The 26738-nt window shown below is 61.3% G+C and carries 28 protein-coding genes and 1 pseudogene; 1 reads left to right on the top strand and 28 read right to left on the bottom strand.

Annotated features, from left to right (window positions below):
• Window positions 1-226: 226 nt before the first annotated feature.
• Window positions 227-480: pseudogene (locus CIB54_RS02925) on the top strand (DUF6124 family protein).
• 142 nt (window positions 481-622) lie between these two features.
• On the opposite strand, the gene CIB54_RS02920 reads toward CIB54_RS02925, so the two are convergent.
• From CIB54_RS02920 to CIB54_RS02780, 28 genes are all read right to left on the bottom strand, one after another.
• Window positions 623-850 carry a hypothetical protein gene (locus tag CIB54_RS02920; RefSeq protein ID WP_101218504.1) on the bottom strand — a complete coding sequence of 76 codons (228 nt, stop codon included), beginning with the start codon at window positions 848-850 and terminating at the stop codon, window positions 623-625.
• 529 nt (window positions 851-1379) lie between these two features.
• On the bottom strand, window positions 1380-2516 hold the full coding sequence (flhB, locus tag CIB54_RS02910; RefSeq protein WP_101218500.1) for a flagellar biosynthesis protein FlhB: 1137 nt from the start codon (window positions 2514-2516) through the stop codon (window positions 1380-1382).
• Between the two features lie 3 nt (window positions 2517-2519).
• On the bottom strand, window positions 2520-3305 hold the full coding sequence (fliR, locus tag CIB54_RS02905) for a flagellar biosynthetic protein FliR (RefSeq protein WP_065949669.1): 786 nt from the start codon (window positions 3303-3305) through the stop codon (window positions 2520-2522).
• A 4-nt stretch (window positions 3306-3309) separates the two neighbouring features.
• Window positions 3310-3579, bottom strand: a complete 270-nt coding sequence (gene fliQ, locus CIB54_RS02900) for a flagellar biosynthesis protein FliQ (RefSeq protein ID WP_057721355.1) — start codon at window positions 3577-3579, stop codon at window positions 3310-3312.
• A 4-nt stretch (window positions 3580-3583) separates the two neighbouring features.
• Window positions 3584-4327, bottom strand: a complete 744-nt coding sequence (gene fliP, locus CIB54_RS02895) for a flagellar type III secretion system pore protein FliP (protein ID WP_032895954.1) — start codon at window positions 4325-4327, stop codon at window positions 3584-3586.
• Window positions 4327-4761 carry a flagellar biosynthetic protein FliO gene (fliO, locus tag CIB54_RS02890; RefSeq protein ID WP_065949670.1) on the bottom strand — a complete coding sequence of 145 codons (435 nt, stop codon included), beginning with the start codon at window positions 4759-4761 and terminating at the stop codon, window positions 4327-4329. Before fliO ends, fliP begins: the two co-directional genes overlap by 1 nt.
• A gap of 1 nt (window position 4762) precedes the next feature.
• A complete protein-coding gene (gene fliN / locus CIB54_RS02885; protein ID WP_065949671.1) occupies window positions 4763-5230 on the bottom strand; it encodes a flagellar motor switch protein FliN in 468 nt (155 codons plus the stop codon).
• Window positions 5231-5264: 34 nt separating this feature from the next.
• The gene (gene fliM / locus CIB54_RS02880) at window positions 5265-6233 is read right to left on the bottom strand and encodes a flagellar motor switch protein FliM (RefSeq protein WP_010166091.1); all 969 of its coding nucleotides are present in this window, start codon (window positions 6231-6233) and stop codon (window positions 5265-5267) included.
• A 9-nt stretch (window positions 6234-6242) separates the two neighbouring features.
• Window positions 6243-6743, bottom strand: a complete 501-nt coding sequence (fliL, locus tag CIB54_RS02875; protein WP_065949672.1) for a flagellar basal body-associated protein FliL — start codon at window positions 6741-6743, stop codon at window positions 6243-6245.
• Window positions 6744-6955: 212 nt separating this feature from the next.
• Window positions 6956-8239 (bottom strand): flagellar hook-length control protein FliK, encoded by a 1284-nt coding sequence (locus CIB54_RS02870; protein WP_101218498.1) that lies wholly within the window; start codon window positions 8237-8239, stop codon window positions 6956-6958.
• Between the two features lie 83 nt (window positions 8240-8322).
• Complete coding sequence (locus CIB54_RS02865) at window positions 8323-8667, bottom strand: Hpt domain-containing protein (RefSeq protein WP_065949674.1); 345 nt, start codon at window positions 8665-8667, stop codon at window positions 8323-8325.
• Between the two features lie 30 nt (window positions 8668-8697).
• Window positions 8698-10416, bottom strand: a complete 1719-nt coding sequence (locus tag CIB54_RS02860) for an ATP-binding SpoIIE family protein phosphatase (RefSeq protein ID WP_065949675.1) — start codon at window positions 10414-10416, stop codon at window positions 8698-8700.
• Entirely contained in the window at window positions 10413-10718 is a 306-nt protein-coding gene (locus CIB54_RS02855) for an STAS domain-containing protein (RefSeq protein WP_065884552.1), read from the bottom strand. The genes CIB54_RS02860 and CIB54_RS02855 overlap by 4 nt, the downstream gene beginning before the upstream one ends.
• A 184-nt stretch (window positions 10719-10902) precedes the next feature.
• Window positions 10903-11352, bottom strand: a complete 450-nt coding sequence (gene fliJ, locus CIB54_RS02850; protein ID WP_065949676.1) for a flagellar export protein FliJ — start codon at window positions 11350-11352, stop codon at window positions 10903-10905.
• 3 nt (window positions 11353-11355) lie between these two features.
• Window positions 11356-12714 carry a flagellar protein export ATPase FliI gene (gene fliI, locus CIB54_RS02845; protein ID WP_101218496.1) on the bottom strand — a complete coding sequence of 453 codons (1359 nt, stop codon included), beginning with the start codon at window positions 12712-12714 and terminating at the stop codon, window positions 11356-11358.
• A complete protein-coding gene (gene fliH, locus CIB54_RS02840; RefSeq protein WP_101218494.1) occupies window positions 12704-13468 on the bottom strand; it encodes a flagellar assembly protein FliH in 765 nt (254 codons plus the stop codon). Before fliH ends, fliI begins: the two co-directional genes overlap by 11 nt.
• Before the next feature lie 10 nt (window positions 13469-13478).
• Window positions 13479-14495, bottom strand: coding sequence for a flagellar motor switch protein FliG (fliG, locus tag CIB54_RS02835; protein ID WP_057721344.1), 1017 nt, complete (start codon window positions 14493-14495; stop codon window positions 13479-13481).
• Window positions 14488-16263 carry a flagellar basal-body MS-ring/collar protein FliF gene (gene fliF / locus CIB54_RS02830; protein WP_065949679.1) on the bottom strand — a complete coding sequence of 592 codons (1776 nt, stop codon included), beginning with the start codon at window positions 16261-16263 and terminating at the stop codon, window positions 14488-14490. The genes fliG and fliF overlap by 8 nt, the downstream gene beginning before the upstream one ends.
• A 16-nt stretch (window positions 16264-16279) precedes the next feature.
• Complete coding sequence (fliE, locus tag CIB54_RS02825; protein ID WP_017134937.1) at window positions 16280-16609, bottom strand: flagellar hook-basal body complex protein FliE; 330 nt, start codon at window positions 16607-16609, stop codon at window positions 16280-16282.
• Window positions 16610-16880: 271 nt separating this feature from the next.
• On the bottom strand, window positions 16881-18257 hold the full coding sequence (locus tag CIB54_RS02820; RefSeq protein ID WP_065949680.1) for a sigma-54-dependent transcriptional regulator: 1377 nt from the start codon (window positions 18255-18257) through the stop codon (window positions 16881-16883).
• A gap of 6 nt (window positions 18258-18263) precedes the next feature.
• On the bottom strand, window positions 18264-19475 hold the full coding sequence (locus tag CIB54_RS02815) for a sensor histidine kinase (protein ID WP_065949681.1): 1212 nt from the start codon (window positions 19473-19475) through the stop codon (window positions 18264-18266).
• Window positions 19476-19585: 110 nt separating this feature from the next.
• Complete coding sequence (locus CIB54_RS02810; RefSeq protein WP_101218492.1) at window positions 19586-21061, bottom strand: sigma-54 dependent transcriptional regulator; 1476 nt, start codon at window positions 21059-21061, stop codon at window positions 19586-19588.
• A 170-nt stretch (window positions 21062-21231) separates the two neighbouring features.
• Complete coding sequence (locus CIB54_RS02805) at window positions 21232-21528, bottom strand: flagellar protein FliT (RefSeq protein ID WP_101218651.1); 297 nt, start codon at window positions 21526-21528, stop codon at window positions 21232-21234.
• A gap of 25 nt (window positions 21529-21553) precedes the next feature.
• Window positions 21554-21958, bottom strand: a complete 405-nt coding sequence (gene fliS, locus CIB54_RS02800) for a flagellar export chaperone FliS (RefSeq protein WP_065949683.1) — start codon at window positions 21956-21958, stop codon at window positions 21554-21556.
• A 140-nt stretch (window positions 21959-22098) separates the two neighbouring features.
• Complete coding sequence (gene fliD / locus CIB54_RS02795) at window positions 22099-23508, bottom strand: flagellar filament capping protein FliD (RefSeq protein WP_065949684.1); 1410 nt, start codon at window positions 23506-23508, stop codon at window positions 22099-22101.
• Between the two features lie 81 nt (window positions 23509-23589).
• Window positions 23590-23940 carry a flagellar protein FlaG gene (locus CIB54_RS02790; protein ID WP_065949685.1) on the bottom strand — a complete coding sequence of 117 codons (351 nt, stop codon included), beginning with the start codon at window positions 23938-23940 and terminating at the stop codon, window positions 23590-23592.
• 79 nt (window positions 23941-24019) lie between these two features.
• Window positions 24020-25435: a flagellin N-terminal helical domain-containing protein gene (locus tag CIB54_RS02785; RefSeq protein ID WP_065949686.1), complete on the bottom strand. Its 1416-nt coding sequence runs from the start codon at window positions 25433-25435 to the stop codon at window positions 24020-24022.
• Between the two features lie 264 nt (window positions 25436-25699).
• Window positions 25700-26629, bottom strand: coding sequence for a ketoacyl-ACP synthase III (locus tag CIB54_RS02780; protein WP_101218490.1), 930 nt, complete (start codon window positions 26627-26629; stop codon window positions 25700-25702).
• Between the last annotated feature and the right edge of the window lie 109 nt (window positions 26630-26738).

Below are 26738 nucleotides of genomic sequence, written 5' to 3'. Positions count from 1 at the left end.
GGACGGGCGTCGCGGCCCGGTTTACCAATGCGCAGAAGCACCATTGTCCGCTTTCAGTCAGCGATTTTTTGTCGTTTACTGTGCGGCCCTTATGGTGGCTGTGCGCGGGATACCTTCGGGTATGCCGGGTTCCTTGGTAACCGGTCCGCGAACCTGCGCACAGCTGCCACCGTCCATCGCATCGCGGCGATCATTGGCAGCTCCACCTTTACCGAGGATATTCACAGTGATCAAACCCACCCCAAATCCCCCCATCCGGCTGTTACCGTAGCCGACGGCATCAGCAGCGAAGACCTGCTGGTCAACCTCAGCGAAACACTCGCTTCGGCCAATGCGCCGAGCTGCGACCTGGCCTTTGACCTGGAAGGCTCGAAACGAGAGGAATTGCTTGGCGTTGCGCAGTTGATCGAACTGGCGCAATTACTGGCTGATCGTGTGCACGCCGACACCGGAATGACGGACACCGCAAGCAGCGCATAACGCGGTCCAACTGTGGGAGCAAGCCCCCTCCTACATTTGAGCTGTGATCTGCCTTGAAATAAACGGCTATTCGGTTGAGTCAACCGTACGCACATTCTCAGCCTGCGGACCTCACCGTGCCCGTTGCGATTGCCGCTCTCCTTTACCCATCGGGTCCCGCCTCCGTGTCATTACTCGCACTGATGGGGAGTGCATAGACGCCGTTGGGTTTATGGATCATCTGAAAGGTTATCTGCTCACCAATCGACAGTGCAGTCCAATGCCAATCGCTCCAATCGATGAAGATGTTTTCTTCCCCGTCGTCCAACGCAATCAACCACTCGCCGCGGGTCAACTCATAGGATTTGACAGTACCCGTCGCCGCCTTCAATACCGCTCTCCCTGCATCTGGTTTACTACATGCGCGAAGTGCCAGGTATGTAATAAACAACGGGAAGCGCCCTGTGGCTACTGTCAAAGTTGACAGGTAGACGGGGGTCGCCGTTAGGTGCTAGAGCTGGCGAATCATGCATCCGGTGCTTTTTTTCGCGTGTGGGGTTTTCGCAGCTTGGGAGGGGCTTGGGGGACGTCAGCGTTCTTAACGCTTGTCGACTGAACGCCAACCTCATTGCCATCGCGATCCAGAGCCTTGAAGCCAATGCCCTTGACCGCATCGCACCACCTGACCGTGCCCCTGCTCATCACCGCCTCCCGAGCCGCGCATGGCTGCGTGGCTCATCGCTGTATCAAACAGTGAAGGCGGCGTAATGGCTACTGTCAAAGTTGACAGGTAATGGGCACCCTCCTGTAGGAGCGAGCTGGCTCGCGAAGGTGGGTAACGATAACGCGGGGCGTCAGGATGAACGCGGCGACCGTGAGTTTTTCGCGAGCAAGCTCGCTCCTACAGTGAGCAGCAGCGTTCAGGCGTCGCGGCGCAGGTCTGGCGGAATCGGCAGGTCCTTGAGCGGATCAGGCCGCTTGCCCTTGCCCGCCCGGTATTGGCGGATCTGGTAGACGTAGGCCAGCACCTGCGCCACCGCCAGGTACAACCCGGCGGGGATTTCCTGGTCAAGATCCGTGGAGTAGAAGATCGAGCGTGCCAGCGCCGGGGATTCCAGCAGCAGAATGTCGTTGGCCACGGCGATCTCACGGATCTTCAACGCAGTAAAGTCGCTGCCCTTGGCCAGCAGCATCGGCGCGCCGCCCTTCTCCGGGTCGTACTTGAGAGCCACGGCATAGTGGGTCGGGTTGGTGATGATCACGTCGGCGTCGGGCACCGAGGCCATCATCTTGCGCTGGGACATTTCCCGCTGCAATTGGCGGATGCGTTGCTTGACCTCCGGGCGCCCTTCCTGGTCCTTGTGTTCGTCGCGCACTTCCTGCTTGGTCATCAGCAGTTTCTTGTGGCTTTCCCACAACTGGATCGGCGCGTCCACTGCCGCGATGATGATCAACCCGGCGGACATCCACAACGCGCTCCACCCCACCACTTGCAGGCTGTGAATGATCGCCGACTCCAGCGGCTCATGGGCGATGCGCAGCAGGTCGTCGATGTCGGACGACAACACCGCCAACGCCACGAACAGGATCAGGATGAATTTGGCCAGGGCCTTGAGCAGCTCCACCAGGGCCTTGGTGGAAAACATGCGTTTGAGCCCGGCGCCCGGGTTCATACGGCTGAACTTGGGCGCCATGCTGCCGGCGGCGAACAGCCAGCCGCCGAGGGCGACCGGGCCGATCAACGCGGCCAGCAGCAAGGTGATGAGAATCGGCTGCACCGCCAGCAGCGCGATCTTGCCTGAATGCAGCAGGTACTGGCCCATGGAATCGGGGTTGAGCAACACCTCCCGGGGCAGACTGAAGTTGTGCTTCATCAGCTCCAGCAAGTCCAGCGCCAAACCACCGCCATAGATCAGCAAGGCACCGGCGCCGGCCATCATGGTCGCAACGGTATTGAGCTCTTTGGAGCGCGCGATCTCGCCCTTTTCCCTGGAGTCCTTTTTACGTTTCTCCGTGGGGTCTTCTGTCTTGTCCTGACCACTCTCGCTCTCGGCCATGGCTCAGCGCGCCCGTGCCAGGTCACGTAAGAACTGCAGGGCTTCGGTCGCCAGCGGTTGATACTGATTGAGAATGTCAGCCAGGCCGATCCAGAAAATCCCCATGCCCATCACCAGGGTCAAGGGGAAGCCAATCGAGAAAATGTTCAGCTGCGGCGCCGCGCGGGTCATCACGCCAAACGCGATGTTGACCACCAGCAGCGCGGTGATCGCCGGCAGCACCAGCAGCAAGGACGCGCCCAGCACCCAGCCGAGGCGCCCCACCAACTCCCAGAAATGGTTGACCACCAGCCCCGAGCCCACTGGCAAAGTGGTAAAGCTTTCGGTCAGCACCTCGAACGCCACCAGATGGCCGTTCATGGCCAGGAACAGCAAGGTTACCAACATGGTCAAAAATTGCCCGATCACCGCCGCCGACACGCCGTTGGTGGGGTCGACCATGGACGCGAAGCCCATGCCCATCTGGATCGAGATGATTTGCCCGGCCACCACAAACGCCTGGAAGAACAGGCTCAGGGAAAAGCCCAGCATGGCGCCGATCAGGACCTGTTCGGCAATCAGCAGCAGCGCACTGAGGTCGAGCGCGCTGACCGGCGGCATCGGCGGCAGGCCAGGCACGATCACTACCGTAATGGCCACCGCGAAATACAGGCGCACACGCCGTGGTACGAGGGTGGTGCCGAACACCGGCATGGCCATCAACATGGCCGTGACGCGAAACAGCGGCAGGATGAACGAGGCCACCCAGGTACTGATCTGGGTGTCGGTCAAGGCCAACAAGGACTGCATCGGCTCAGCCGATCAACTGCGGAATACTGCCGTACAGCTGCAGGATGTATTCCATGAAGGTTTGCACCAGCCACGGGCCGGCGACGATCAGGGTGATCAGCATCACCAGCAGGCGTGGCAGGAAGCTCAGGGTCTGTTCGTTGATCTGGGTGGCGGCCTGGAACATCGCCACCAGCAGGCCGACCAGCAGGCTCGGCACCACCAGCACGGCGACCATCAGCGTGGTCAGCCACAGCGCTTCACGGAACAGGTCGACGGCAACTTCAGGGGTCATAGCCCTATACCCCCCCGAAACTGCCGGCCAGGGTGCCGATAATCAGCGCCCAGCCGTCCACCAGCACAAACAGCATGATCTTGAACGGCAGCGAGATGATCAGTGGCGACAGCATCATCATACCCATTGCCATCAGCACGCTCGCCACCACCAGGTCGATGATCAGGAACGGGATGAAGATCATAAAGCCGATCTGGAACGCGGTCTTCAATTCCGAGGTGACGAAGGCCGGCACCAGAATCGTCAGCGGCGCCTGGTCCGGGGTGGCAATGTCGGTACGCTTGGACAGGCGCATGAACAACTCAAGGTCGCTGGAGCGGGTCTGCGACAGCATGAAGTCCTTGATCGGGCCCTGGGCCTTGTCGATCGCGTCCTGGGCCGTGAGCTTTTCCGCAAGGTAAGGCTGCAGGGCTTGCTGGTTCACCTTGTCAAATACCGGCGCCATGATGAACAGCGTCAAAAACAGCGCCATGCCGGTGAGGATCTGGTTCGACGGCGTCTGCTGCAGGCCCAGGGCCTGGCGCAGGATCGAGAACACGATGATGATCCGCGTAAAGCTGGTCATCAGCATGACGAACGCCGGGATAAAACTCAGCGCGGTCATGATCAGCAGGATCTGCAGGCTGACCGAGTATTCCTGCGCGCCGGCCGCATTGGTGCCCAGGGTAATCGCCGGGATCGACAACGGGTCGGCGCCCAGTGCCATCGGCGCGGCCAGCAACAGCATGAGCGTCAGGAACACGCGCATTACTTCTTATCCTTCTGATCCTTGCCCAGCAATTCCATCAGGCGCTGGGCGAATTCTGGCGTGGCGGTCTCGGTGCTGGCCGCGTCCACCGGGGTCTTGAGTACGTGCAACGGGGTGATGCGGCCAGGGGTGATGCCGAGCAGGATCTGCTCCTCGCCCACCTGCACCAGCACCAGCCGGTCCCGCGGGCCGAGTGCGCGCGAGCCAACCAGCTCGATCACCTGGGCATTGCCCGGGCCGATGCGCTGCACACGGCGCATCAGCCAGGCCAGCACGAAGATCAAGCCGATCACCAGTAACAGGCCGAGCAGCAACTGCGTCAACTGCCCGCCGACGCTGCCGACCGCCGGTGCCGCCGCCGCTTGCGCGACCGGCTCGGCCGCCAGCGCGCTCAATGGCAGCGCCAGCCACAGTCCCGCCATCGAGTACTTCATTTCAGCGCAACTTCTTGATGCGTTCGCTCGGGCTGATCACGTCGGTCAGGCGGATGCCGAACTTTTCGTTGACCACCACCACTTCGCCATGGGCGATCAGCGTGCCGTTGACCAGCACGTCCAACGGCTCGCCGGCCAGGCGGTCCAGCTCGATCACCGAGCCCTGGTTGAGCTGCAGCAGGTTGCGGATATTGATTTCGGTGCTGCCCACTTCCATGGAAATCGACACCGGAATGTCCAGGATCACATCCAGGTTGGGGCCGTCGAGGCTCACCGGCTCGTTGTTTTTCGGCACGCTGCCGAATTCTTCCATCGCCAGGCGCTTGCCGGCCGGTGCAGACGCGGCGTCGGCGGCCAGCAGCGCGTCGATGTCGTCCTGGCCGACATCGCCGGTTTCTTCCAGGGCCGCAGCCCACTCGTCAGCCAGGGCCTGGTCTTCGGCGGAAGTGTTTTCGTGTTCGGTAGCCATTACATGTCCTCGGCGTAGCAAAAATGAATGTTGATCAGCGGCGGTTGATCGGTTCGATCACTTGCAACGCCAGGTTGCCTTTGTGAGAGCCGAGCTTGACCTTGAACGACGGCACGCCGTTGGCGCGCATGATCAGTTCTTCCGGCAATTCGACGGGGATCACGTCCCCCGGCTGCATGTGCAGAATGTCGCGCAGGCGCAGCTGGCGACGGGCCACGGTGGCGCTCAGCGGTACGTCGACGTCCAGCAGGTCTTCGCGCAGGGCCTTGACCCAGCGTTCGTCCTGGTCGTCGAGATCCGACTGGAAACCGGCGTCGAGCATTTCGCGCACCGGCTCGATCATCGAGTACGGCATGGTCACGTGCAGGTCGCCGCCGCCGCCATCGAGTTCGATGTGGAACGTGGACACCACAATGGCTTCGCTCGGCCCGACGATGTTGGCCATGGCCGGGTTCACTTCCGAGTTGATGTACTCGAAATTGACTTCCATGATCGCCTGCCAGGCTTCCTTCAAGTCGATGAAGGCCTGCTCCAGCACCATGCGCACCACGCGCAGCTCAGTGGGGGTGAATTCACGGCCTTCGATCTTGGCGTGACGGCCGTCGCCGCCGAAGAAGTTGTCCACCAGTTTGAACACCAGCTTGGCGTCAAGGATGAACAGCGCGGTGCCGCGCAACGGCTTGATCTTGACCAGGTTGAGGCTGGTGGGCACGTACAGCGAGTGTACGTATTCACCGAACTTCATCACCTGCACGCCGCCCACCGCCACGTCCGCGGAACGGCGCAGCATGTTGAACATGCTGATGCGGGTGTAGCGGGCGAAACGTTCGTTGATCATTTCCAGGGTCGGCATGCGTCCACGGACGATGCGATCCTGGCTGGTCAGGTCATAACTTTTGACACTGCCGGGCTCGGCAGCCATTTCGGTCTGTACCAGACCATCGTCCACGCCATGCAACAGCGCGTCGATTTCATCCTGGGACAGCAGGTCTTGCACGGCCATGTCGTGATCCTACTGCAATACGAAGTTAGTGAAGAGCGCCTGCTCGACTACGACTTTGCCGAGCTCTTTCTGGGCCACTTCCTGCACGCTGGCAGTGACCTTCTGGCGCAGCATCTCCTGGCCCACCGGCGTGGCCAGGCTGTCGAAGCTCTGACCCGAGAACAGCATCACCAGGTTGTTGCGGATCACCGGCATGTGCACTTTGAGCGCGTCCAGGTCCGCCTGGTTGCGCGCCAGCAAGGTGATGCTCACCTGCAAGTAGCGTTGGCGACCGTTCTGGTTGTAGTTGGCGACAAAGGCCGGCAGCATCGGTTCGAAGATTGCCGGTTGCTTGACGTTAGTGGCGGTGTCGGCGGCGGGAGCCGGTTTGCTTGCGTTGCTGTGCATGATGTACCAGGTGCCGCCAATCGAGGCGCCAATGGCCAGGAGCAGGCCCAGCACAATCAGCAGGATCAGCTTGAGCTTGCCTTTGCCTGCGGGGGGAGTTGCTGCGTCGTCGCTCTTCGCCATGCCAATAATCCGTCACTATTCGGGGATTCATAGATCTACGGATAGGCAAGAGCAAGTGTTATGCCAGAGTTGTCTGAGAAAGCCAGCAACACAAACCAATGTGGGAGGAGGCTTGCCCCCGACAGCAGTATGTCAGTCAACAAATCTGTCGCTGATACAGCGCAATCGGCGGCAAGCCCCCTCCCACATTTTGGATCTCTATCTGATTCAGGTCAGGCGTAGTAGTCGACGGCGCTGGAGCCGATCACGGTCTGAGTCACCGGCGCCACAGCCTCAGCCACATCCACTTGGCCGGCGCTGTCGCCACCGCGTCCGACGCTGGCGCCCACACCCCGCGCCTGGCTCTGCTGTTGCTGCTGCTCCTGCCCCCGGGACTGGTCGGACACATTTACATCCACCTGCCCCATGCCCTGCTGGGCGAACATCTCGCGCAAGCGCCCGGACTGGCTTTCCAGCGCTTCACGCACCACGGCGTGGCCGCTCATGAAACTGACTTGGGCCTGCTGGTCGGGCGTCATGTTGACCTTGATATCCAGGCGGCCCAGTTCGGCCGGCTGCAATTGGATTTCGGCCGACTTGAGGCTGGCGCTGGAGAGGTACATCACGCGGTTGACCACTTCTTCGGTCCAGCCGCTCTGGTGCATGGCCAGCGGGGCGTTGACCACTGGCGGCAAGGCATTGGCGGTTTTTGGCGTGGCGGCCTGGGTCAGCGCGGCCAGGCGGTTGGCGAAGTCATCCACGCGGGTGTCGCTGCCGGCATCCTTGAGGTCCTTGAGGCCGTCATCGATCAGCGCGCCAAAGGCTTTCTCGCCGCCGGTGTCGGTGCTGTCCTTGGTGGCTTGTTGATCGACCATCGTGGCCAGGCCCGCCGCAAAATTCTGCGCGGCGGTCGGCTGATCCAGGGCCGTGCCAGGCGCCGCTTTCTGCGGCGCCTGGCTGCCGGCCGACACATGACCGCCCTGCTCCATCGCCAGGCGCACGGCAGGCATGGCGTCCAGGGGGTCGGCTTCGGGGTCGAAGGCCGGCTGGCTGGCCTCATCGATCACGGTGACGGCGGCCGCCACCGGTTGGGGCGTGTCATCCTCCACAGCCACCGCAGAGGCTGGAGTTGGCAGCGGGACGGCGACGGGTGTAACCGTGGCGATCAAGGCCGGATCCACCGGTGTATCGGACGCGGGCTGTTGCGCCAGGGCCGGATCGGCGGGTGTGTCCTCGGCCGCTTTGTCGGTATCCGACGGCTTGGCAGGCAAGGAATTGCCGCTATCGGCAACCGCAGGCGTACTGGCGGCAGACGGGTTGTCGGCTGTTGCCGGCGACGATTTGCCCGGGGCGCTGTCGGTTTTCAGCGTCGGTTTGGCGCCCTGGTTGGCGAACACTTGAGCAAAGCCAGGGCCCTTGTCCCGTGGGTCCGCAGCCGCCACCGCAAGGGTGGCGGCAGGCGCTTGAGGCTTGGCCGCGGGGGCAGCCTGAAGGAGCGAATTGGGGGCGACTGGCATAGTTAAAGGTCTCCACTGCATGGGGGTCGGGGATGCAGTATCGGGAGATAGAGCAAGAGTCGGGCCAGGTTGGCAGCGACGACTTATAAAGTGAAACGCTGGCGCTCCGATTCGTACATCGGCTTGACCAGCGCGAACTCACGGTCAATCTGATCAACCAACGCACCGAGATCCGATGCGGGCTCAGCGGACTCAGCCTCCAATCGCTGGCACAACTGCGCCAACCGCACCGCGCCCAGGTTGCCACTGCTGCCCTTGAAGCTATGCGCTATATGCCCCAGCGCCTTGGCATCGTCACGCGCCTTGCGCAACGCGGTGACACGCTCCTGAGAATCATGAAGGAAGGTATCCAGCAATTTCGGGTATTCGCCCTCCATCACCTCCTTCAAACCCGACAACACGTCCGGGTCCAGATGTATATCGACCACTTGCTCGCTCCTTGATCAAGAATTGACGGATTATGCCAGAGCCTTCCAGCAAAACTCCACGCAGACGCAGCGCCCGCCATCGGACCAGCGTACGTCGCCGCTCAGTTGACGCACCAGGTTCAAGCCGCGGCCGGACAGACGGTCAGCATCCTGCGGCCGCGCCAGCACCTCGTCAACATCGAAGCCAGGTCCGCTGTCCTCGACACGTAGCGTCATTTTGCCGCCCTGCGCAGTCGGGGACACCTGCACATGCACCCGGATATGGCCGCTGTTCAAGTGCGCCAGCCGCTCATTGCGCAGGCGGTAGTACTGCGCAAACCCATCGGCATCGCGCTTGAGCTGTGAATCCAGCCCCAGTACGCCATGTTCGAGGGCATTGGCATACAACTCGGCCATCACCGTGTAGAGCGCGCCGCTCTGCTCACGCAGGCCGTGGACCTCCAGCAGCAATTGCAGCAGATACGGCAATGGGTTGTAGCGCCTGAGGGTCTGCGCGCGAAATTCGAAACTCACCGACCAATTCAGCGGGCACGACTGGCCACTGTCGGAATACATCGGTTCGGCCACACGGACCGGTTGGCCGGGCAGCAACGTGATTTCAACCATGCTGACGTCGTCCCGTGCCTCACCGCGAAAGGCCGCCAGCGCCTGCTCGATATCCTCGAACAAGCGGTCGGGCTCGCGGTTGGCGGCAAACACCTGCTGCAAACGCTCGGCGCCGAACAACTGGTCATTGGCGTCGGCAGTGTCCAGCACCCCATCGGAGAGCAGGAACACCCGATCGCCCAGGGCCATGGGCCAGACTTCGGTGCTGTCATCGAATGCCTGGGCCGGCAGCACGCCCAACGGCAGATGCCGCGACATCAACGCCGTGCGCTTGCCGGTGGCGACCTCATGCACATAGCCTTCGGGCATGCCGCCGTTCCACACCTCCACCACGCGCCGCTCGGTGCTCAGGCACAACAGTGTGGCGCAGCAGAACATGTCCACCGGCAGGATGCGCTTGAGCTTGGCGTTCATCTCGCGCAGGGTTTGCGTCAGCCCATAGCCCTTGGCGGTCATGCCGTAGAACACTTCGGCCAGGGGCATGGCACCGATGGCCGCCGGCAGGCCGTGGCCGGTGAAATCGCCAAGCAGCACATGCATGTCGCCGGACGGCGTATAGGCCGCCAGCAACAGGTCGCCATTGAACAGTGCATAGGGCGATTGCAGGTAGCGGATATTCGGCGCCGCGTTGATGCACCCCGAATGCGCGACCTTGTCGAACACGGCCTTGGCGGCGCGCTGCTCATGTAGCAAGTAGTCGTTGTGCCGGGCGATCTGGTCACGCTGCTGCAGCACCGTGGCTTGTAACCGCCGCAGGCGGTCCATGGCATTGATCTTGGCGGCCAGAATCAACTGGTTATAGGGCTTGGGCAGGAAATCGTCGCCGCCGGCGTCAAGGCACTCGGCCAGTGCAGCGCTTTCGCGCAGCGAGGTCAGGAAGATGATGGGGACCAACTGCTCGCCCGCCAATTGCTTGATCCAGCGCGCGGCGAGAAAACCATCCATCACCGGCATGATCGCGTCCATCAGCACCAGCTGCGGGCGCTCGCGTGCAAACACTTCAACGGCTTGCTCGCCATTGGTCGCGGTGAGCACATGGTGGCCCTGACGCCGCACGATGGTCGACAACAACAGCAAGTCGGCGGCACTGTCTTCGGCAATCAGGATGGTCAGCGGCTCGGATAAGGGGGCCAGGACTCTCACGATATATCGAACAGCTTGTCGAAATTGGAAATGGCGAGGATTTTGCGCACGTCGTGGCTGCTGTTGCTGACGTGCACTTGAGACTCATCGCCACCGGCATGGTCCCTGAGCAGCAGGAGCATGCCCAGGGCCGAGCTGTCCATGTAGGTGGTTTCTTTAAGATCGACCACATACAACTCGGGCACCTTGTAGTAACGCTCGTAGGCATCGCGAAATGCCTGGTGGCTGCCGAAATCGAACCGGCCCTTGATTGCGATCGTCAACTTCTTCCCGTCCAGGGATACTTCTGACTCGATTGACATGTGACTGCTTCCTTGTCATGGGTCTGTGCAACAAGGTGTAGCAGGCGAACCCGATCTGAGCAACACAGCAAATCAAATGTGGGAGGGGGCTTGCCCCCGATTGCGGTGTGTCAGCCAAGGATTTCTTGACTGACACTCTGCTATCGGGGGCAAGCCCCCTCCCACATTTGTAATGCTTCGCTAGTTAGAACTGTTCCTGGCGCGGAAGGCGCTGGGACAGTTCATCCAGCAGTTTCTGCTCGCGCTTGTCTTCGATGGCTCGTGCTTCATCGATATAGCGCTGCACCAGCTTGCGCAACCCTTCGACGCGGGCAAACGCCTGTTGCCAGCTTTCACGGGCCTTGTCGAGGTTGTTCTGATGCCAGGCCAGGCTCTGGCGCTGTTGGCCGACGGCGGTTTCCAGCTGATTGAGAAAGCCCTGGTACCCCATCAGCCACTGGCCCGACACGCCCTTGCTGCCGCGCTCGATCCACTGCTGTTGGTACTCAAGGCGAAAGCGCTCCAGGTCGCCCAGCTTGCTCTCCGCCAGGCGCACCTGGCCCTGGAAATACCCCAGGCGCTGCACGGCGGCTTTTTCGGCCTTTTCGGCCATTTCCACCACTGGGGCCAGGCGCGCGGCGCGGCTGTTGGCCATGGGTTAGCCGCCCGGCGCGGGGGCGAAGATGGACTGCAGATGCGCTTCGCTTTCGCCCATGCTGATCTTGTCGTTGAGGCCCTGGCGCAGGTAAGTCACCAGTTGCGGTTGCAGGGCAATGGCCAGGTCGGTCTCGCGATCGCCACCGGCCACGTAGGCGCCGACGCTGATCAGGTCGCGACTCTGCTGATAACGCGACCACAGCTGCTTGAAGTACTGCGCGCGGGCCATGTGCTCCGGCGTGACCACCGCCGGCATCACCCGGCTGATGGACGCTTCGATATCGATGGCCGGGTAGTGCCCTTCTTCCGCCAGGCGTCGTGACAACACGATGTGCCCATCGAGCACGCCCCGCGCCGAGTCGGCAATCGGGTCCTGCTGGTCATCACCTTCGGACAACACCGTGTAGAACGCGGTGATCGAGCCCCCGCCAGCCTCGGCGTTACCGGCACGCTCCACCAGCTTGGGCAGTTTGGCGAACACCGACGGCGGATAACCCTTGGTCGCCGGTGGCTCGCCGATGGCCAGGGCGATCTCACGCTGGGCCTGGGCGAAACGCGTGAGCGAGTCCATCAGCAACAGGACATTCTTGCCCTTGTCGCGAAAATATTCGGCGATGCGCGTGCAGTACATGGCGGCGCGCAGGCGCATCAGCGGTGCGTCATCCGCCGGAGAGGCAACCACCACCGAGCGCTTGAGGCCTTCTTCACCCAGGCTGTGCTCGATGAATTCCTTGACCTCACGGCCGCGCTCGCCGATCAGCCCGACCACGATGATGTCGGCCTCGGTAAAGCGCGTCATCATGCCCAGCAACACTGACTTACCCACACCGGTACCGGCGAACAGGCCCAGGCGCTGGCCGCGACCGACCGTCAATAAACCGTTGATGCTGCGAATGCCCACGTCCAGCGGCACGCTGATGGGGTTGCGGTTGAGCGGGTTGATGGTGGGGCCGTCCATCGGCACCCAGTCCTCGGCCTTCATGCCGCCCTTGCCATCCAGCGCGCGCCCGGCGCCATCGAGCACACGGCCAAGCATGCTCATGCCCATCGGCAAGCGCCCGATGTCGGCCAGGGGCACCACACGGGCGCCCGGGGCAATACCGGCGAGGCTGCCTACTGGCATCAGGAAAATCTTGTTGCCGGAAAAGCCCATCACTTCGGCTTCGACCTGCACCGGGTGGTAGCTGTCGTCGTTGATCACCATGCAGCGGCTGCCCATGGCGGCGCGCAAGCCCTCGGCCTCAAGCGTCAGGCCGACCATGCGCAACAGGCGCCCTTCGAGGATCGGCTGGCCGGGCAATTGAGTGGCCTCGGCGTAGGTGCCCAGGCGCTTGGCGAAGCTGGTGCGATCAAGGCGCATCGGTGGCGTCCAGGTCAACGCTCAGGTCAGGCTCGGCCGGGTGCAGCGCCTGTTCGTGCACCTGGTCGAGCAGCTTGGCCATGATCTGGCTGATGCGGGTTTCCACCGTGGCATCGATGCGGCTGTGCTCGGTCTCGACGCGGCAGCCGCCGGGCTGCAGCGCGGCATCCTCGACGATGCGCCAGGTTTCTTCATGACGCTCGCGCAAGGCTTTGACCTGCTCGAAATCCTGCGGATTGATGTACAGCCGCACATTGCCCACGCCCAAGGGCAGCAGCTTGAGGGCTTCGCGCATCACACTTTCGATCTGGCTGGAATCCAGCGCCAGTTCGCGCTGAATCACCTGGCGCGTGATGTGTTGCACCAGGCCGACCATGGATTTTTCCAGCTGCGAGTCCTGTTCGGCGATGGGGTCGAACAGGCTGCCCATCAAGCGCTCCAGGCTGCCCAGCTTGACGCTGAGGGCCTCTTCGGCCTCCTGACGGACCTTGAGGGTGGTGCTGCGAAAACCATCTTTCTCACCCGCCGCGAAGCCTTCGTTGTAAGCCTCCTGACGGATGGTTTCCAATTCTTCAAGGGTCAGTGGCTGGACTTCTTCCAGCGGCACTTCTTCCATCTGCGCCGGCGGTTCCGCCACCGGCTCAGGCTCTGGCTCCGGCACGTGGGGGTCGAAGCTGGGCAACGACCAGATGTCGAACCCGCCGACATCCCGCGCGCGAATCAGATCGCTGGGCGTCTCATCTTTGTTCGACATGTGGGGCGCCTTAGATCATTTCTTCGCCGCCCTTCCCGCCGAGAACGATTTCTCCGGCTTCGGCCATACGGCGGGCAATGGTGAGGATTTCCTTCTGCGCGGTTTCCACGTCGCTGACGCGTACCGGGCCCTTGGCTTCGAGGTCGTCGCGCAACAGTTCGGAGGCACGCTTGGACATGTTCTTGAAGATCTTTTCCTTGACGCCCTCGTCCGAGCCCTTGAGCGCCAGCACCAGTACGTCGGACGACACTTCGCGCAGCAACGCCTGGATGCCACGGTCGTCGACATCGGCCAGGTTGTTGAACACGAACATCAGGTCTTCGATCTGGCCGGACAGGGTGTCGTCGATCTCGCGAATCGAGTCCATCAACTGGCCTTCGACCGAGCTGTCGAGGAAGTTCATGATATCGGCCGCCCGCTTGATGCCACCCAGGGTGGTGCGCGAGGCATTCGAGTTGCCCGAGAACTGTTTCTCGAGAATCGTGTTGAGTTCTTTCAGCGCCGCCGGCTGCACGGTGTTCAGCGACGACACGCGCAGGATGATGTCCAGACGCACTTTATGGTCGAAGTGGCCAAGCACTTCACCGGCCTGGTCCGGGTCCAGATAGGCGACGACGATGGCCTGGATCTGCGGGTGCTCGTAGCGGATCACGTCGGCGACGGCGCGCGGCTCCATCCATTTGAGGCTGTCCAGACCACTGGTGTTGCCGCCCAGCAGGATGCGGTCGATCAGGCCGTTGGCCTTGTCTTCGCCCAGGGCCGAGGTGAGCATTTTACGGATGTAGCTGTCGGAGCCGACGCCCAGGCTGGTCTGGTCGCCGACGATTTCGACGAACTCGCTCATCACCTGCTCGACTTGCTCGCGGTGCACATTGCGCATCTGCGCCATGGCCACGCCCACGCGCTGGACCTCTTTGGGGCCCATGTGGCGCAGCACTTGGGCAGCATCGGTTTCGCCCAGCGACAGCAACAACACGGCAGCTTTGTCGACCCGGGAAAGCTTGGCCACAGCGACTCGATCATTCATCAGCGTTAATCCACTCTTTCACGACCTGGGCCACACGGCCCGGGTCTTCTGCCACCAGACTCTTGATTGCGTTCAACTGAGCGTCATAGCCTTCGCTCGGGCTTGGCAACAGGATACTTTGCGGGCCGCCCAGGCTGACGCGGTCGTTGGCCAACTCGCCGTCCAGGCCGCCCATGCCGCCCAATTCGACGTCGCCGCCAGCAAAAGGCGCCAATTGTTTCTTGCCCCCACCGGTGATGTTGTTGAGCACCGGGCGCAGCACGCCGAACACCAGCACCAGGATGAACAACACCCCCAGCACTTGCTTGACGATGTCCCAGAACCACGGCTGGGTGTAGAACGCCGGGTCGGCGATCACTTCGCCGCGCTCGGCGGAGAACGGCATGTTGATCACGCTGACGCTGTCGCCACGGCTGGCGTCGAAACCCACGGCGTCCTGCACCAGGCGGGTGAAGCGCGCCAATTCGTCGGCGCTCCACGGCGCGCGGGTAACGGCACCGTCGGCGGCGTTGACCTTGACCTGGTCATCGACCACCACCGACACCGACAGGCGATTGATCTTACCCTGCTGCTGTTTGGTGTGGCTGATGGAACGGTCGAGCTCGAAGTTCTTGGTGGACTGGTTACGCTTGTCCGCCGGGTAAGGCGCGAGCATCGGCTGGCCGGTGGCCGGGTCCATGATCTGCTGACCGTTGGCGTCCAGCAGCGGTTGGCCGGCCGCAATCGCGCCAGCGGTGGCAGCGGCGCCACCGGTGGTTTGCGGTGCGGACGCCGGGGCCGGCGGCTGGTTGCTCAGGGCCCCCGGCACGCCTTGCGGACCATTGCTGGCAGTGCGTTGTTCGCTGGTGGACTGCTCGCTGCGCAGGGCGGGCTGGTCCGGATTGAACTGCTCGGACGTCGACTCTACGGCGCTGAAATCCACGTCGGCGGACACTTCAGCCTTGTAACGGTCGTTGCCCAGCACCGGTTGCAGGATGTTGTGCACGCGCTGGGTGAGCATGCTTTCCATGCGGCGGCTGTAATCGAACTGCTTGCCGGCCTGGCTCAGCGCGGAGTTTTCGGCCATGTCGGAGAGCAGGTTGCCCTTTTGGTCGACGACGGTGATCTGCGACTTGCTCAGTTCGGGAACACTGGTGGCCACCAGGTTGACGATCGCCAGCACCTGGCCAGGCTCCAGGGAACGGCCGGAAAACAGCTCGACCAGTACCGAGGCGCTGGGCTTGCGTTCGTCACGCACGAACACCGAGCTTTTCGGAATCGCCAGGTGCACACGGGCACCCTTGACGTTGTTCAGGCTGGAGATGGTGCGCGCCAGTTCGCCTTCCAGGCCCCGACGGTAGCGGGTGGCTTCCATGAACTGGCTGGTGCCCAGGCCCTGGTCCTTGTCGAGGATTTCAAAGCCGATATTGCTGTCGGACGGCGTCACGCCGGCGGCTGCCAGTTTCATCCGCGCACGCGCCACATCGTCGGCCTTGACCAGCAAGGCGCCGGAGTTGGGCTCCACGGTGTAGGCGATGTCGGCGGCGGCGAGGGTTTCCATGATCTGCTTGGAATCCATGCCCGCCAGGCTGCCGTACAGCGGCCGGTAATCAGGTTGCTGCGACCACAACACCACGGCAAAACCAATCGCCACGCTGGCAGCCAGGCCGACCATCAGGCCCACCTGACGCAACATGGTCATTTCGGAGAGATTTTCCAGGAACGACAGGCCAAACAGCGGTGGTTTGCCGTCTATCTTGGCGGGTACGTTGTCGATTGCTTCTGCCATGAGTTAAATCTCGCCCTTAAACCGGCATCTGCATGATGTCTTGATAAGCCTGGACCAGTTTGTTACGCACTTGGGTCAAGGCCTGGAAGGACACACTGGCCTTCTGCGAGGCGACCATCACATCGGTGAGGTCCACGCCGCTTTTACCGATCTCGAACGCCGTCGCCAACTGGCTGGAAGCCTGCTGGGTATCACTGACTTTATTGATTGCCTGACCGAGCATGTCGGCAAAACTGCTTTGGCCCAATTCCGGCGCTGGCGCGACGGATTTCGGTTGAGCCATGGCATCCATTTGCATGGAGCGCATATCCAACATCAACCGATTGAACTCAATACCCTGGCTCATGAACTTCTCTCTCCGACGACCCGCAATTTTTTGACACTACGCAGCGGTTACCAGGGGGAGGTGCAACAAGGGTGCCAGCTTCGTTGCGACTCGTAAGAAAAGGCGACAAAGCTTGTCGAATTCGTTACCGCACGTTTTTTGTAGGAGCGAGGGGGACGCCTAGTTCTTGCTCGCGAAAAACGTCAACGATAACGCGTGCTTCCTGGATGTACGCGGCGTCCATGAGTGCTTCGCGAGCAAGCTCGCTCCTACAAACAGCATTGACGCGAAGTCAGGTCGCGAAAAGATACGCTTCCACATCCATCCCGGCGTCGCGCATCTGTGCCAGCTTGTAGCGCAGGGTGCGCGGGCTGATGCCGAGCCGCTCGGCCGCTTCCTTGCGACGGCCGCGCTCGGCGCGCAGGGTATCGATGATCATCTGGAATTCGCGGCGGCGCAGGTCATCGCCCAGGGCGCCGGCCGATTCCGTTTCGGCGACGAGCGGTGCCGGCGCGAGGCTTGGCAACGGCGCCACGCCATTGCCCATGGCCAGGCAAAAATCCTGGGGCTGGATCAAGCCGCCTTGCTGCAGGATCAGCGCACGCTGGATCGCGTTGTCCAGCTCGCGCACATTGCCGGGCCATGGATAAGCGACCAGGCAAGCCTGGGCCTCGGCCGACAGCCGCGCCTGGGCGTGCTTCATTTTTTTGACGTGATTGTTCAGCAGGCGCTCGGCCAGGGGAATGATATCGGCCGGGCGTTCGCGCAACGGGCGCCACGCCAGCGGAAACACCGACAGGCGGTAGAACAAGTCTTCGCGAAAGCGCCCCGCCGCTACTTCGCCCGCCAGGTCGCGGTTGGTGGTGGCGACCACGCGGATATCCAGCTGGATCGGCTTGCGTGCGCCCACCCGCTCCACTTCGCGCTCCTGCAACACGCGCAGCAACTTGGCTTGCAGGCCCAGGGGCATTTCCGAGATTTCGTCGAGCAGAATGGTGCCGCCGTCGGCCTGTTCGAACTTGCCGGCCTGGGCCGCGATGGCGCCGGTGAACGAGCCCTTTTCATGGCCGAACAGGGTCGCTTCGAGCATGTTGTCCGGAATCGCCGCACAGTTGATCGCGATGAAGGGTTGCCGGGCCCGACTGGACTGCTGGTGGATATAGCGCGCCAACACTTCCTTGCCGGTGCCGGACTCGCCCGAGATCAATACGGTGGAATCGCTGCGCGCCACGCGGGCCGCCAGCTCGAGCAATTGCGCGCTGGCCGGTTCAAAGGCAATCGGGCCATCACCCTCCACCGTCGAAATCACGCCAAGCGCATGCCGCGCCACCAGCTCGATCAACGCCTTGGGCTCGAACGGCTTGACCAGATAATCCGCCGCGCCCTGGCGCATGGCGTCCACGGCCCGCTCCACGGCGCCATGGGCGGTCATCAGCAGTACCGGCAATTGCGGCTGGCGCGCGCGCAGCAGGCCGAGCAACTGATGGCCGTCCATGCCGGGCATGTTCACGTCGCTGACCACCAGGCTGAAAGTTTCTTGCTCCACCGCCTCCAAGGCTTCCTCGGCAGAGCCGACCGCGCGGTAGTCATGGCCCGCCAACAGCAGCGTGTCTGCCAATGCTTCACGCAGGGCGCGATCGTCCTCAACCAACAAAACCTTGATAGTCATGATCCTTTACTCCGCGCTTGCCGCGCTGGAAAACAGCGGCAAGGTCATCAATGCACAGGTGCCGCGCCCCAACCGGGAACGCAGCTGCAATTCTCCCTGATGCGCACGTGCCACTGCCTTGACCACGGTCAGGCCCAGGCCCGTGCCGTTGGTCTTGGTGGTAAAAAAGGGCTCGCCCAGGCGTTGCAGCACGGCCGGCGCTATACCGCTGCCGCTGTCGCTGATGCACAGGCGCAGGGTTTGCTCGCGGCGGTACAGGTGCACCTTGAGGCGCGCACCCGGGCCGCTGGCCTGGGTGGCGTTTTCGATCAGGTTGAGCAGCGCGCCGACCAGGGTGTCGCGATTGCACAGCAACTCACCCTGATGGCTGTCGCATTGCCAGCGCAGGCTGGCGCCCTCGGTATGCGTGGCCGCCGCTGCCTGCAGGGCTTGCATCAACCCAGCCGGGGTCACGCGGTCGGTCAACGGCAGCTCGCCACGGGCAAACACCAGCATGTCGCGCACCTGATGCTCCAGCTCGTGCAGGCGCTCCTTGAGGCGTCCGGCAAAGCGCTGGTGGGTGGCCGCCGGCAATTGCTCATCAGTCAAATGACTGGCGTAGATCAATGCCGCCGACAGCGGTGTACGGATCTGATGCGCCAGGGAAGCGACCATCCGCCCCAACGACGACAAACGCTCATGACGCGCCAGTTGATCCTGCAGGTGACGGGTTTCCGTCAGGTCGTTGAGCAGCACCAACTGGCCCGGCTCGGCATCCAGGGAACGGGTGGCGATGGACAGGCGACGCCCATCCTTGAGGGACACTTCGTGGCCGTCATCGTCACGCGGCGCGAAGCAACGGGTGATGACGTGGCGCCACAGCTCGCCTTCCAGCGGCAGGCCGAGCAGGTCGCAGGCCGCCGGGTTGGCTTCGCGCACGCGGCCCTGGTCGTCGATGACGATCACGCCACCAGGCAACAGCGAGAGCAGGTTCTGCAGGCGGTTGGCCAGACGTTCTTTTTCCGCCAACTCCTGCATGCGCTGGGCGCTGACCACCGCCAGTTCGCCTTTGAGCTCGGACACCCGGGCTTCAAGCAGACTGTAGGAATCGGTCAGCTGGCTCGACATCTGGTTGAACTGCGAGAACGCCTGTTCAAGACCCTGGCGGGTCGGCGGCTCTACAGGCGAAACCAGCCCCGGGATGGCAGGGGCTGCAGATAGTTGGGCGGCGTGGGGCATCGTGCTCTCTCGCTTGGCTGACCGTCAGTTAAACGGAACGTTGCGAGGGCTATAGCAATACCCGTGCCGAAAAAAAACTACTTATAAATCAAGACGCTGAAAAACACGCGTCAATCATCCGCCTGTTCATCACCCTCTTTGCGGCTCATACCGTACTTGCGCATCTTCTCCACCAGAGTGGTTCGGCGAATGCGCAGGCGCTCGGCGGCGCGGGCGACGATGCCGTTGGCATCGTCCAGGGCCTGCTGGATCAGGCCTTGTTCCAGGTTGCCGAGGTAGTCCTTAAGGTCAAGGCCTTCGGGCGGCAGCATGGCCGTGGCGCCGAAGTCCGGCGTATGGCCGTTGATCGCCACGCGCTCTTCCATGTCACTGCGCAGGCTGTCGACCATCTGCTCGTCTTCATCGTCGACGTAGCGGAATTTCTTCGGCAACTCGACCACGCCGATCACACCATAGGGGTGCATGATCGCCATGCGCTCCACCAGGTTGGCCAGCTCGCGCACGTTGCCCGGCCAGCCGTGGCGGCACAGCGACATGATGGCGGCGGAGTTGAAACGGATGGAGCCGCGTTTTTCGTGCTCCATGCGCGAAATCAATTCGTTCATCAGCAACGGGATGTCTTCCACGCGCTCACGCAGCGGCGCCATCTCGATCGGGAAGACGTTGAGGCGGTAGTACAGGTCTTCGCGGAAGCTGCCGACCTCGATCATGCTTTCGAGGTTCTTGTGGGTGGCGGCGATAATGCGCACGTCCACGCTCTGGGTCTTGTTACTGCCCACACGCTCGAAGGTGCGCTCCTGCAACACGCGCAGCAATTTGACTTGCATCGGCAGCGGCATGTCGCCGATTTCGTCGAGAAACAGCGTGCCGCCGTTGGCCAGCTCGAAACGCCCGGCACGGCTGGTGATTGCCCCGGTAAAGGCGCCCTTCTCGTGGCCGAACAGTTCGCTTTCCAGCAGCTCTGCCGGGATCGCCCCGCAGTTGACCGGCACGAACGGCCCGTCGCGGCGCTTGGAGTGATAGTGCAGGTTGCGCGCGACCACTTCCTTGCCCGTGCCCGACTCGCCGAGGATCAACACGCTGGCATCGGTGTCGGCCACTTGCTGCATCATCTGGCGTACGTGCTGGATCGCCCGGCTGGTGCCGACCAGGCTGCGGAACAGGTTGGGTTCACGATGGCGACCGCGTTCACGGGCCTGGTCGTACATCTCGCGATAGACCTGGGCACGGTGCAGGGAATCGAGCAATTTGCTGTAGCTGGGTGGCATTTCCAGGGTGGAAAGCACGCGGCGGCGCTGGTCTTCCGGCAGGTCCACGGAAGAAATATCGCCCATCAGCAACACGGGAAGGAACTCATCCCAGGTTGACAGTGTCTTTAACAAGCCCAAAAGAGCGCCAGGAGCGTTTACCGTCCCGATCAGCACACAAATGACTTCACGGCTCGATGCCAGCGAGCTGACAGCCTGCTGCCAATCATGGCTACCGCAGGGCAAATTTTCTTCACCAAGAAAATTCAAAATCACCGCTAAATCGCGGCGGCGGACGCTATCGTCATCGATCAGCAGAATTTTGGTTTCACGCCACATGCAATAGCAACTTCCCTAGTAAAACTTCCTGCCCCGGAATCAGGGCAATCAAGACGCCTGTAAGACTTATTACCTACTAGACGTCTGAAATCTGAAAACAGCACTAGTTAAGTCAAAAATGCTGGCACAGTCAAATATATGACGCGCCGTTCGGACCAACTGAGCTTCTATCAGCCGAACAGATGGTAGACCTTTGACGCATTTTTCGCTTGGTTGATCTGCGACATCTCTTCGAAAATCGCCTGGCGCTCGCCGGTGGTCACCTCAAGCAACCGCTGGTACACCGCCAACAGACTCTCCAGTTTTTCGCGCAGCGCATCCTCGTCCACCGGCGCCTGGCTGAGCACGTCATCGATCACGTTGCGACAGCCCAGGTCCAGTTCGCCGATGGCGTCCCAGTTGCGCGCAGCGAGTGCGTCGACCAGGGCTTCACGGGTTTCATCTATGCGTTGCAGTGCGTGGCTCATGACGTGTTCCTCAAGGCCGGTGGCCTTACTGTGCGGCGCCTTGGGGTGCAGCGATGGCATCCCAGCCTTCTTTCACGGTGATCAACAGACGAGCGACTTCGTCGATCATGTCGGCATCATTGTGCAGATTGGCCTCCATCAAACGATTGGTCATGTATACGTACAGGCCTTCCAACTGCTGGACATAAGCCTTGTTGTCACTTTTCTCCGCATCCAGACCATCGCGAAGACCGATAAGAATATCAGTCGCCTTGCCAAGCATCAGGCCCTTCTGAGCGATGTCTCCGCGTGCCAGTGCACCCTTGGCTTGCGCCATACGGTCCAGGCCGCCTTCCATCAGCATCTGCACCAGACGGTGCGGGCTGGCTTCGGAGATTTGCGCATGGGAATTGACCTTCTGGTATTGGCGAAGGGCTCTCATGGGATTCATGTTTCTACCTCGTGACAGGCAACAGCGAGAAGGGTTGCAGTAACCATTATGTCGACGGGATTGCAAAAAACTTTAACCCGCCGGCCTCGGAAAAAACAAAGCCCAGGTCAACGGACCCGGGCTTTTTCATGCGCATTCAATCAGCTTTCGCTGCTTTGCGATTTACTGATCGCACTCAGCGTACCGAGGATGCTGTTGCTCTGTTGGCGCAGCTGCGCAACCAGGGTGTCCATGGCGGTGTATTTGCGCGTCAGCGCATCCTGCATGGTGGTCAGGCGCTCATCCAGCGAGGTCTGTTGCTTGGTCAGGTTCTTCAGGCTGTCGGCCAGCGACGTGGTGCGCGTCGCCAGGATCCCGGTGGTGGGCTTGGCATAGGCGTCGGTCGCCGCCGTCAAGCGCGCCAGCAGGCCGGTCTTGCCGCTGAAGATGCTGTTGATATCCGCGGGATTGCTCAGTACCGCCTTGTCCCACTGCTTGCTGTCGATGCTCAGCGCACCGGTGTCCTGGTCGGTCGTGATGCCAAACTGCGCCAGGGACTTCAAGGTGCCGTTACCGGACAGCGCGTTGAACTCGTTGCGGATCGCCCCCTGCAAAGTGCGCATGGTCGAGTCGCCGGTCAAGGTCGCCGCGATGGAGTTGCCGGCGGCATCCTTGGTCACCTTGGTCTCGGCGTTCATGGCCTTGAGCAAAGCGTTATAGGTGTCGACGAAGCCCTTGACCCCGGATTTCAGGGAGGTGGCGCTGGTGGACACGGAAATGGTCAGGGCCGTACGAACCGGATTGTCTTTATTCGGATCGTTGGCAATAACGGTAGGCGAGACGGTGAGCAACTTGATGCTCACGCCGCTCACCGCATCGGTAATGCTGTTGGTCTTGGATTCGGCAGCAATACCATCGATGGTGTACTTGGCATTCTGAGGCGGAGTCACCACGGTGTAGCCAGTGTCCACCCCCGAGTCACCCGACAGGGTCAAATCCGAACCGACCCCGGCATTGGTGGAGGTCAGGATCAGGCGCGAACCGTTGGAGTCAGTCAGGATGTTCGCACTCAAGCCGGCGGTACCGAACTGTGAGTTGATCGAGTCACGCACCTGTTGCAGGGTCGCACCCGCCGGCACACTAAGGTCGAAGTTCTTGCCCGATTGGGAGATCGTCAGCTTCGTTGCACTGGTGGTGTTATTCACCACCGTCGACGCGCCACCGGCGAAACTTTTGGTCGACAGCTTCGAAGGCGTTGCCAACTGATTGACCACCAGCGAGAAGCTGCCGTTGGCGGCGCCTGGGTTGGCCGTCATGGTGGCGACCTTTTCATCCGAAGAGCTACCGCTCAAGCCAGTAAAGCTGTTGTCGGTGCTCATGCTGGTCAGCGCACCGCGAAAGGCGTCCAGGGCAGCCTGGATCTTGCCGATCGACGAAAGCTGAGTGGTGGCCTTCTGCGACTGGAGGTTGATCTGCGCCTGCTTCGGCGCGCGCTCGGCATCCACCAGGGATTTCACAATCGCCTGGGTGTCGAAGCCCGACCCCACGCCAGTAATCGTTGTACCCGCCATCATCATTCTCCTGTTGCGGTGGCTGCCGTTATCTTGACGAACAACGCTTCAAGACCTGACAGCAACAAGTTTCGTGCCAGCTCAAGCCTTGTCGTCAAACAACACATGACTGGCGCTGGACAAACTCTGCGCCAGCTTCAACGCAGTTTCCGAGGGGATCTGGCGGATCACTTCACCGGTATCGGTGGCAATGACCTTGACCACAACCCTGTGGGTGGAATCGTCAATGGAAAAGTCCAGATTGCGCTGGGCCGCTTGTACGAATTCTTTAATATCAGTGACCGCTTTTTCCAGATCGCCCGTTTGGGACTTATCTGCGGCTGGCGCGGCCGGCTCAACCTTGCTCTTGTCTTTGTCAGCAATCACAGGCGCCATGGAGGCTTGAACGGCCTGAGGCGGATAAGACAGGTTCAGCTTCACATTCATGTCCACGTTCAATCTCCTCTGACTGGACTGGAAAAGACGAAAGGGCACGTAAACGCGCCCTTCCGTCAGTTACCCAGCGCCGTGATTACTGAAGCAGCTTCAGTACAGCCGATGGCAGTTGGTTAGCCTGCGACAGGATCGCAGTGGAAGCCGACTGCAGGGTTTGCTGCTTGGTCAGTTCAGCGGCTTCGGAAGCGAAGTCGACGTCCTGGATGGTGCTACGAGCAGCGGTGGTGTTTTTCTGGATGTTGGACAGGTTGTCTACAGTGCTGGTCAGACGGTTCTGTACAGCGCCCAGGCCCGAACGGGAGCTGGAGATGGTAGCGATAGCCTGGTCGATCACGGAAACGGCGTTCTGAGCCTTGGTGGCGTCGGTCACGTCGGTCTGCGATACGGAGGTCTTGAGCGAGGCAGCGGAAGTCGCGGCACCGAACACGCCAGTCACACCGGCACCTTCCAGGGAGTAGCCCTTGGAAGAGTTCAAGGTCACAGCACCGGTAGCGATAATGCCATCGGCCAGGGCAACACCGGCACCGTAAGCGCCTGCGCCATCTTTGGTGGCAACGGTGATGGTGCCGGCAGCGGTCGAAGCGCTGAATGCCAGGTTTTCACCGGTATCGGATTTAACCGACAGTGTGCCTTTGGATTCGTCGTAGTTAACGCTGATACCCAGTTTGGCGGAGTTCGACTTCAGTTGGTCAGCCAGGTTGGAAGTGCTGGTTACGCCAATGAACGTGGTGGCTTGGCCGCCAACGGTCATGGTGAACGAAGCTGGAGCAGCCGCTGCACCTGCAGCAACAGTGAACTGAGCTTCGGTGCTGGCAGTAGCGCTCAGGCCACCAACGGCGCCATTGAGCTGTGCAGCGATGGCTTTGGCGGAAGCAGCAGCGCCGATGTTGACGGTTTTGGTCTCGCCGTTACCGGTGACAGCAATGTCGCCACCTGCAACACCAGCACCTGGAGCGACGCCCAAGCTTTTGATCTGCTGCGAACCAATGTTGTTGGCTGCAACGTTGTCCAGGCTCAGGTTGATGGTTTCGTTAGCGTTGGCGCCAACCTGGATAGCTTTGGTACCGTACGAACCGTCCAGCAGCTTCTGGCCACCGAAAGTGGTGGTTTGCGAGATACGGGTCAGTTCCGAAGTCAGAGCCTGGTATTCGTCGTTGTTCGACTTACGGTCGTCGGTGCTCAGGGAGCCGGTAGCCGAGGACAGAGCCAGGGTACGCATTTTTTGCAGAATGTCGGTCGAAGCCTGCATTGCGCCTTCAGCGGTCTGCGCGATGGAGATACCATCGTTGGCGTTCTTCACTGCTTGACCCAGGCCATTGATCTGGCTGGTCATACGGTTGGAGATACCCAGGCCGGCTGCGTCGTCTTTAGCGCTGTTGATACGCAGGCCGGAAGACAGGCGCTGCATGGAAGTGGCCAGGGCGCCGCCAGCTTTGTTCAGGTTGCCCTGAGTAGTGATCGAAGCAATGTTGGTGTTTACTGTTAAAGCCATGACGAAATCCTCGATGGATGGATACTGCGGCTTCCGGCCCTGGCAACCGCCGGGTGTGGCCTGAGAACCTACGTAATAGTTATCGTCGTGGTAGCCGGTTGCTTGAGGGTTTTTTTGATTTTTTTTACTAGCCCTGTGCCAGCCCTTGCAATTCAAGCAGTTACCGAGATTAAAACCCCCGGTTTTGTTGGCTTTTCTGGCGCCAAATAAAAAACGCCGATGATCGTTCGATCATCGGCGTTTTTTTACGCGCCCCTCAAAGGGTCATGGGCGATACAGAATCGCCGAGCCCCAGGACAGGCCCACACCAAAACCGCTGATGGCCACGCGCTGCCAGGCCGCATTCATCACATGCTTTTCCAGCAGCAACGGAATGCTCGACGACACGGTATTGCCGGTCTCGACCATGTCTTTGATGAACTTGTCCACCGGCGCATCTTCAAAGCGTCGCGCCACGGCGTCAACGATGGCCGCACTGCCCTGGTGAATGCAGAATGCATCGATGTCATCGGCCTTGAGGTCCGACTCATCGAGCAGCTCGTGCAAATGCGCCGGCACCTTGAGCAAGGCGAAGTTGAACACCTGGCGGCCATTCATGAAGAACACGCCGTCGCTGACCTTCAGGTGCGGCGCGCCGGAACCGTCGGTACCGAACTTGGACTTGCCCAGCAACCACGGCGCGTCTTCGCCCATCCAGGTGGCGGTGGCGGCGTCGCCGAACAGCATGGTGGTGTTGCGGTCTTGCGGGTCGACGATTTTCGAATACGGGTCGGCGGTAATGAGCAGGCCGTTTTTCAGGCCGGTGGCTTCCATGAAGCCCTTCATTGCGTAGATGCCGTATACGTAACCGGAACAACCCAGGGAAATATCGAAGGCGGCCACGTGGGTTGGCAGGCCCAGTTTGTCCTGGACGATGGCTGCGGTGTGGGGCAGCCCTTCTTCGTCGCCGTTCTGAGTGACGACAATCACCGCGTCGATGGACTCGCGCTTCAAGTCCGGGTTGCTGGCAAACAAAGCGTTGACCGCTTCGACACACAGATCGGAGGTTTCCTGCGCGGCTTCCTTGCGCGGCAGGAAGGCCGACCCGATCTTGCCAATGATGAATTCCTCATCCTTGGCGAATTTGGCACCCTGGGCGTAGTTATCGATACCGTCCGCCGGCACGTAACTGGCGATGCTTTTTATGCCAATCATTGTGGCTTCCCAATACTAAATAGCTGGAGAACACCCCAGGGCCTGCGCCCGAAGTGCTGACAATAAAAGGGGATAACCCCAAAAAATTCGCTGAAAGCCGCCCCGCAAG

This window comes from Pseudomonas fluorescens, from assembly GCF_002837185.1.
In the GTDB taxonomy this organism is placed as follows: Bacteria; Pseudomonadota; Gammaproteobacteria; order Pseudomonadales; family Pseudomonadaceae; genus Aquipseudomonas; species Aquipseudomonas fluorescens_AM.
The sequence above is the reverse complement of the archived record's forward strand: the minus strand, read 5'-3'. Positions and strand labels throughout refer to the sequence as shown.

Excerpts from the sequence above, each read along its gene's own strand:
- CIB54_RS02815 (WP_065949681.1), bottom strand. The coding sequence starts at position 19,475 with ATGCCCCACGCCGCCCAACTATCTGCAGCCCCTGCCATCCCGGGGCTG.
- CIB54_RS02785 (WP_065949686.1), bottom strand. The coding sequence starts at position 25,435 with ATGGCTTTAACAGTAAACACCAACATTGCTTCGATCACTACTCAGGGC.
- fliG (WP_057721344.1), bottom strand. The coding sequence starts at position 14,495 with ATGAATGATCGAGTCGCTGTGGCCAAGCTTTCCCGGGTCGACAAAGCT.
- CIB54_RS02780 (WP_101218490.1), bottom strand. The coding sequence starts at position 26,629 with ATGATTGGCATAAAAAGCATCGCCAGTTACGTGCCGGCGGACGGTATC.
- fliJ (WP_065949676.1), bottom strand. The coding sequence starts at position 11,352 with ATGGCCAACAGCCGCGCCGCGCGCCTGGCCCCAGTGGTGGAAATGGCC.
- fliQ (WP_057721355.1), bottom strand. The coding sequence starts at position 3,579 with ATGACCCCTGAAGTTGCCGTCGACCTGTTCCGTGAAGCGCTGTGGCTG.
- CIB54_RS02805 (WP_101218651.1), bottom strand. The coding sequence starts at position 21,528 with ATGAGCCACGCACTGCAACGCATAGATGAAACCCGTGAAGCCCTGGTC.
- fliE (WP_017134937.1), bottom strand. The coding sequence starts at position 16,609 with ATGAGCCAGGGTATTGAGTTCAATCGGTTGATGTTGGATATGCGCTCC.
- CIB54_RS02820 (WP_065949680.1), bottom strand. The coding sequence starts at position 18,257 with ATGACTATCAAGGTTTTGTTGGTTGAGGACGATCGCGCCCTGCGTGAA.
- fliN (WP_065949671.1), bottom strand. The coding sequence starts at position 5,230 with ATGGCTACCGAACACGAAAACACTTCCGCCGAAGACCAGGCCCTGGCT.
- fliI (WP_101218496.1), bottom strand. The coding sequence starts at position 12,714 with ATGCGCCTTGATCGCACCAGCTTCGCCAAGCGCCTGGGCACCTACGCC.
- fliL (WP_065949672.1), bottom strand. The coding sequence starts at position 6,743 with ATGGCGAAGAGCGACGACGCAGCAACTCCCCCCGCAGGCAAAGGCAAG.
- CIB54_RS02855 (WP_065884552.1), bottom strand. The coding sequence starts at position 10,718 with ATGTCAATCGAGTCAGAAGTATCCCTGGACGGGAAGAAGTTGACGATC.
- fliS (WP_065949683.1), bottom strand. The coding sequence starts at position 21,958 with ATGAATCCCATGAGAGCCCTTCGCCAATACCAGAAGGTCAATTCCCAT.
- fliH (WP_101218494.1), bottom strand. The coding sequence starts at position 13,468 with ATGTCGAACAAAGATGAGACGCCCAGCGATCTGATTCGCGCGCGGGAT.
- CIB54_RS02810 (WP_101218492.1), bottom strand. The coding sequence starts at position 21,061 with ATGTGGCGTGAAACCAAAATTCTGCTGATCGATGACGATAGCGTCCGC.
- CIB54_RS02870 (WP_101218498.1), bottom strand. The coding sequence starts at position 8,239 with ATGCCAGTCGCCCCCAATTCGCTCCTTCAGGCTGCCCCCGCGGCCAAG.
- fliF (WP_065949679.1), bottom strand. The coding sequence starts at position 16,263 with ATGGCAGAAGCAATCGACAACGTACCCGCCAAGATAGACGGCAAACCA.
- fliR (WP_065949669.1), bottom strand. The coding sequence starts at position 3,305 with ATGCAGTCCTTGTTGGCCTTGACCGACACCCAGATCAGTACCTGGGTG.
- fliO (WP_065949670.1), bottom strand. The coding sequence starts at position 4,761 with ATGAAGTACTCGATGGCGGGACTGTGGCTGGCGCTGCCATTGAGCGCG.
- fliP (WP_032895954.1), bottom strand. The coding sequence starts at position 4,327 with ATGCGCGTGTTCCTGACGCTCATGCTGTTGCTGGCCGCGCCGATGGCA.
- flhB (WP_101218500.1), bottom strand. The coding sequence starts at position 2,516 with ATGGCCGAGAGCGAGAGTGGTCAGGACAAGACAGAAGACCCCACGGAG.
- fliM (WP_010166091.1), bottom strand. The coding sequence starts at position 6,233 with ATGGCCGTGCAAGACCTGCTGTCCCAGGATGAAATCGACGCGCTGTTG.
- fliD (WP_065949684.1), bottom strand. The coding sequence starts at position 23,508 with ATGGCGGGTACAACGATTACTGGCGTGGGGTCGGGCTTCGACACCCAG.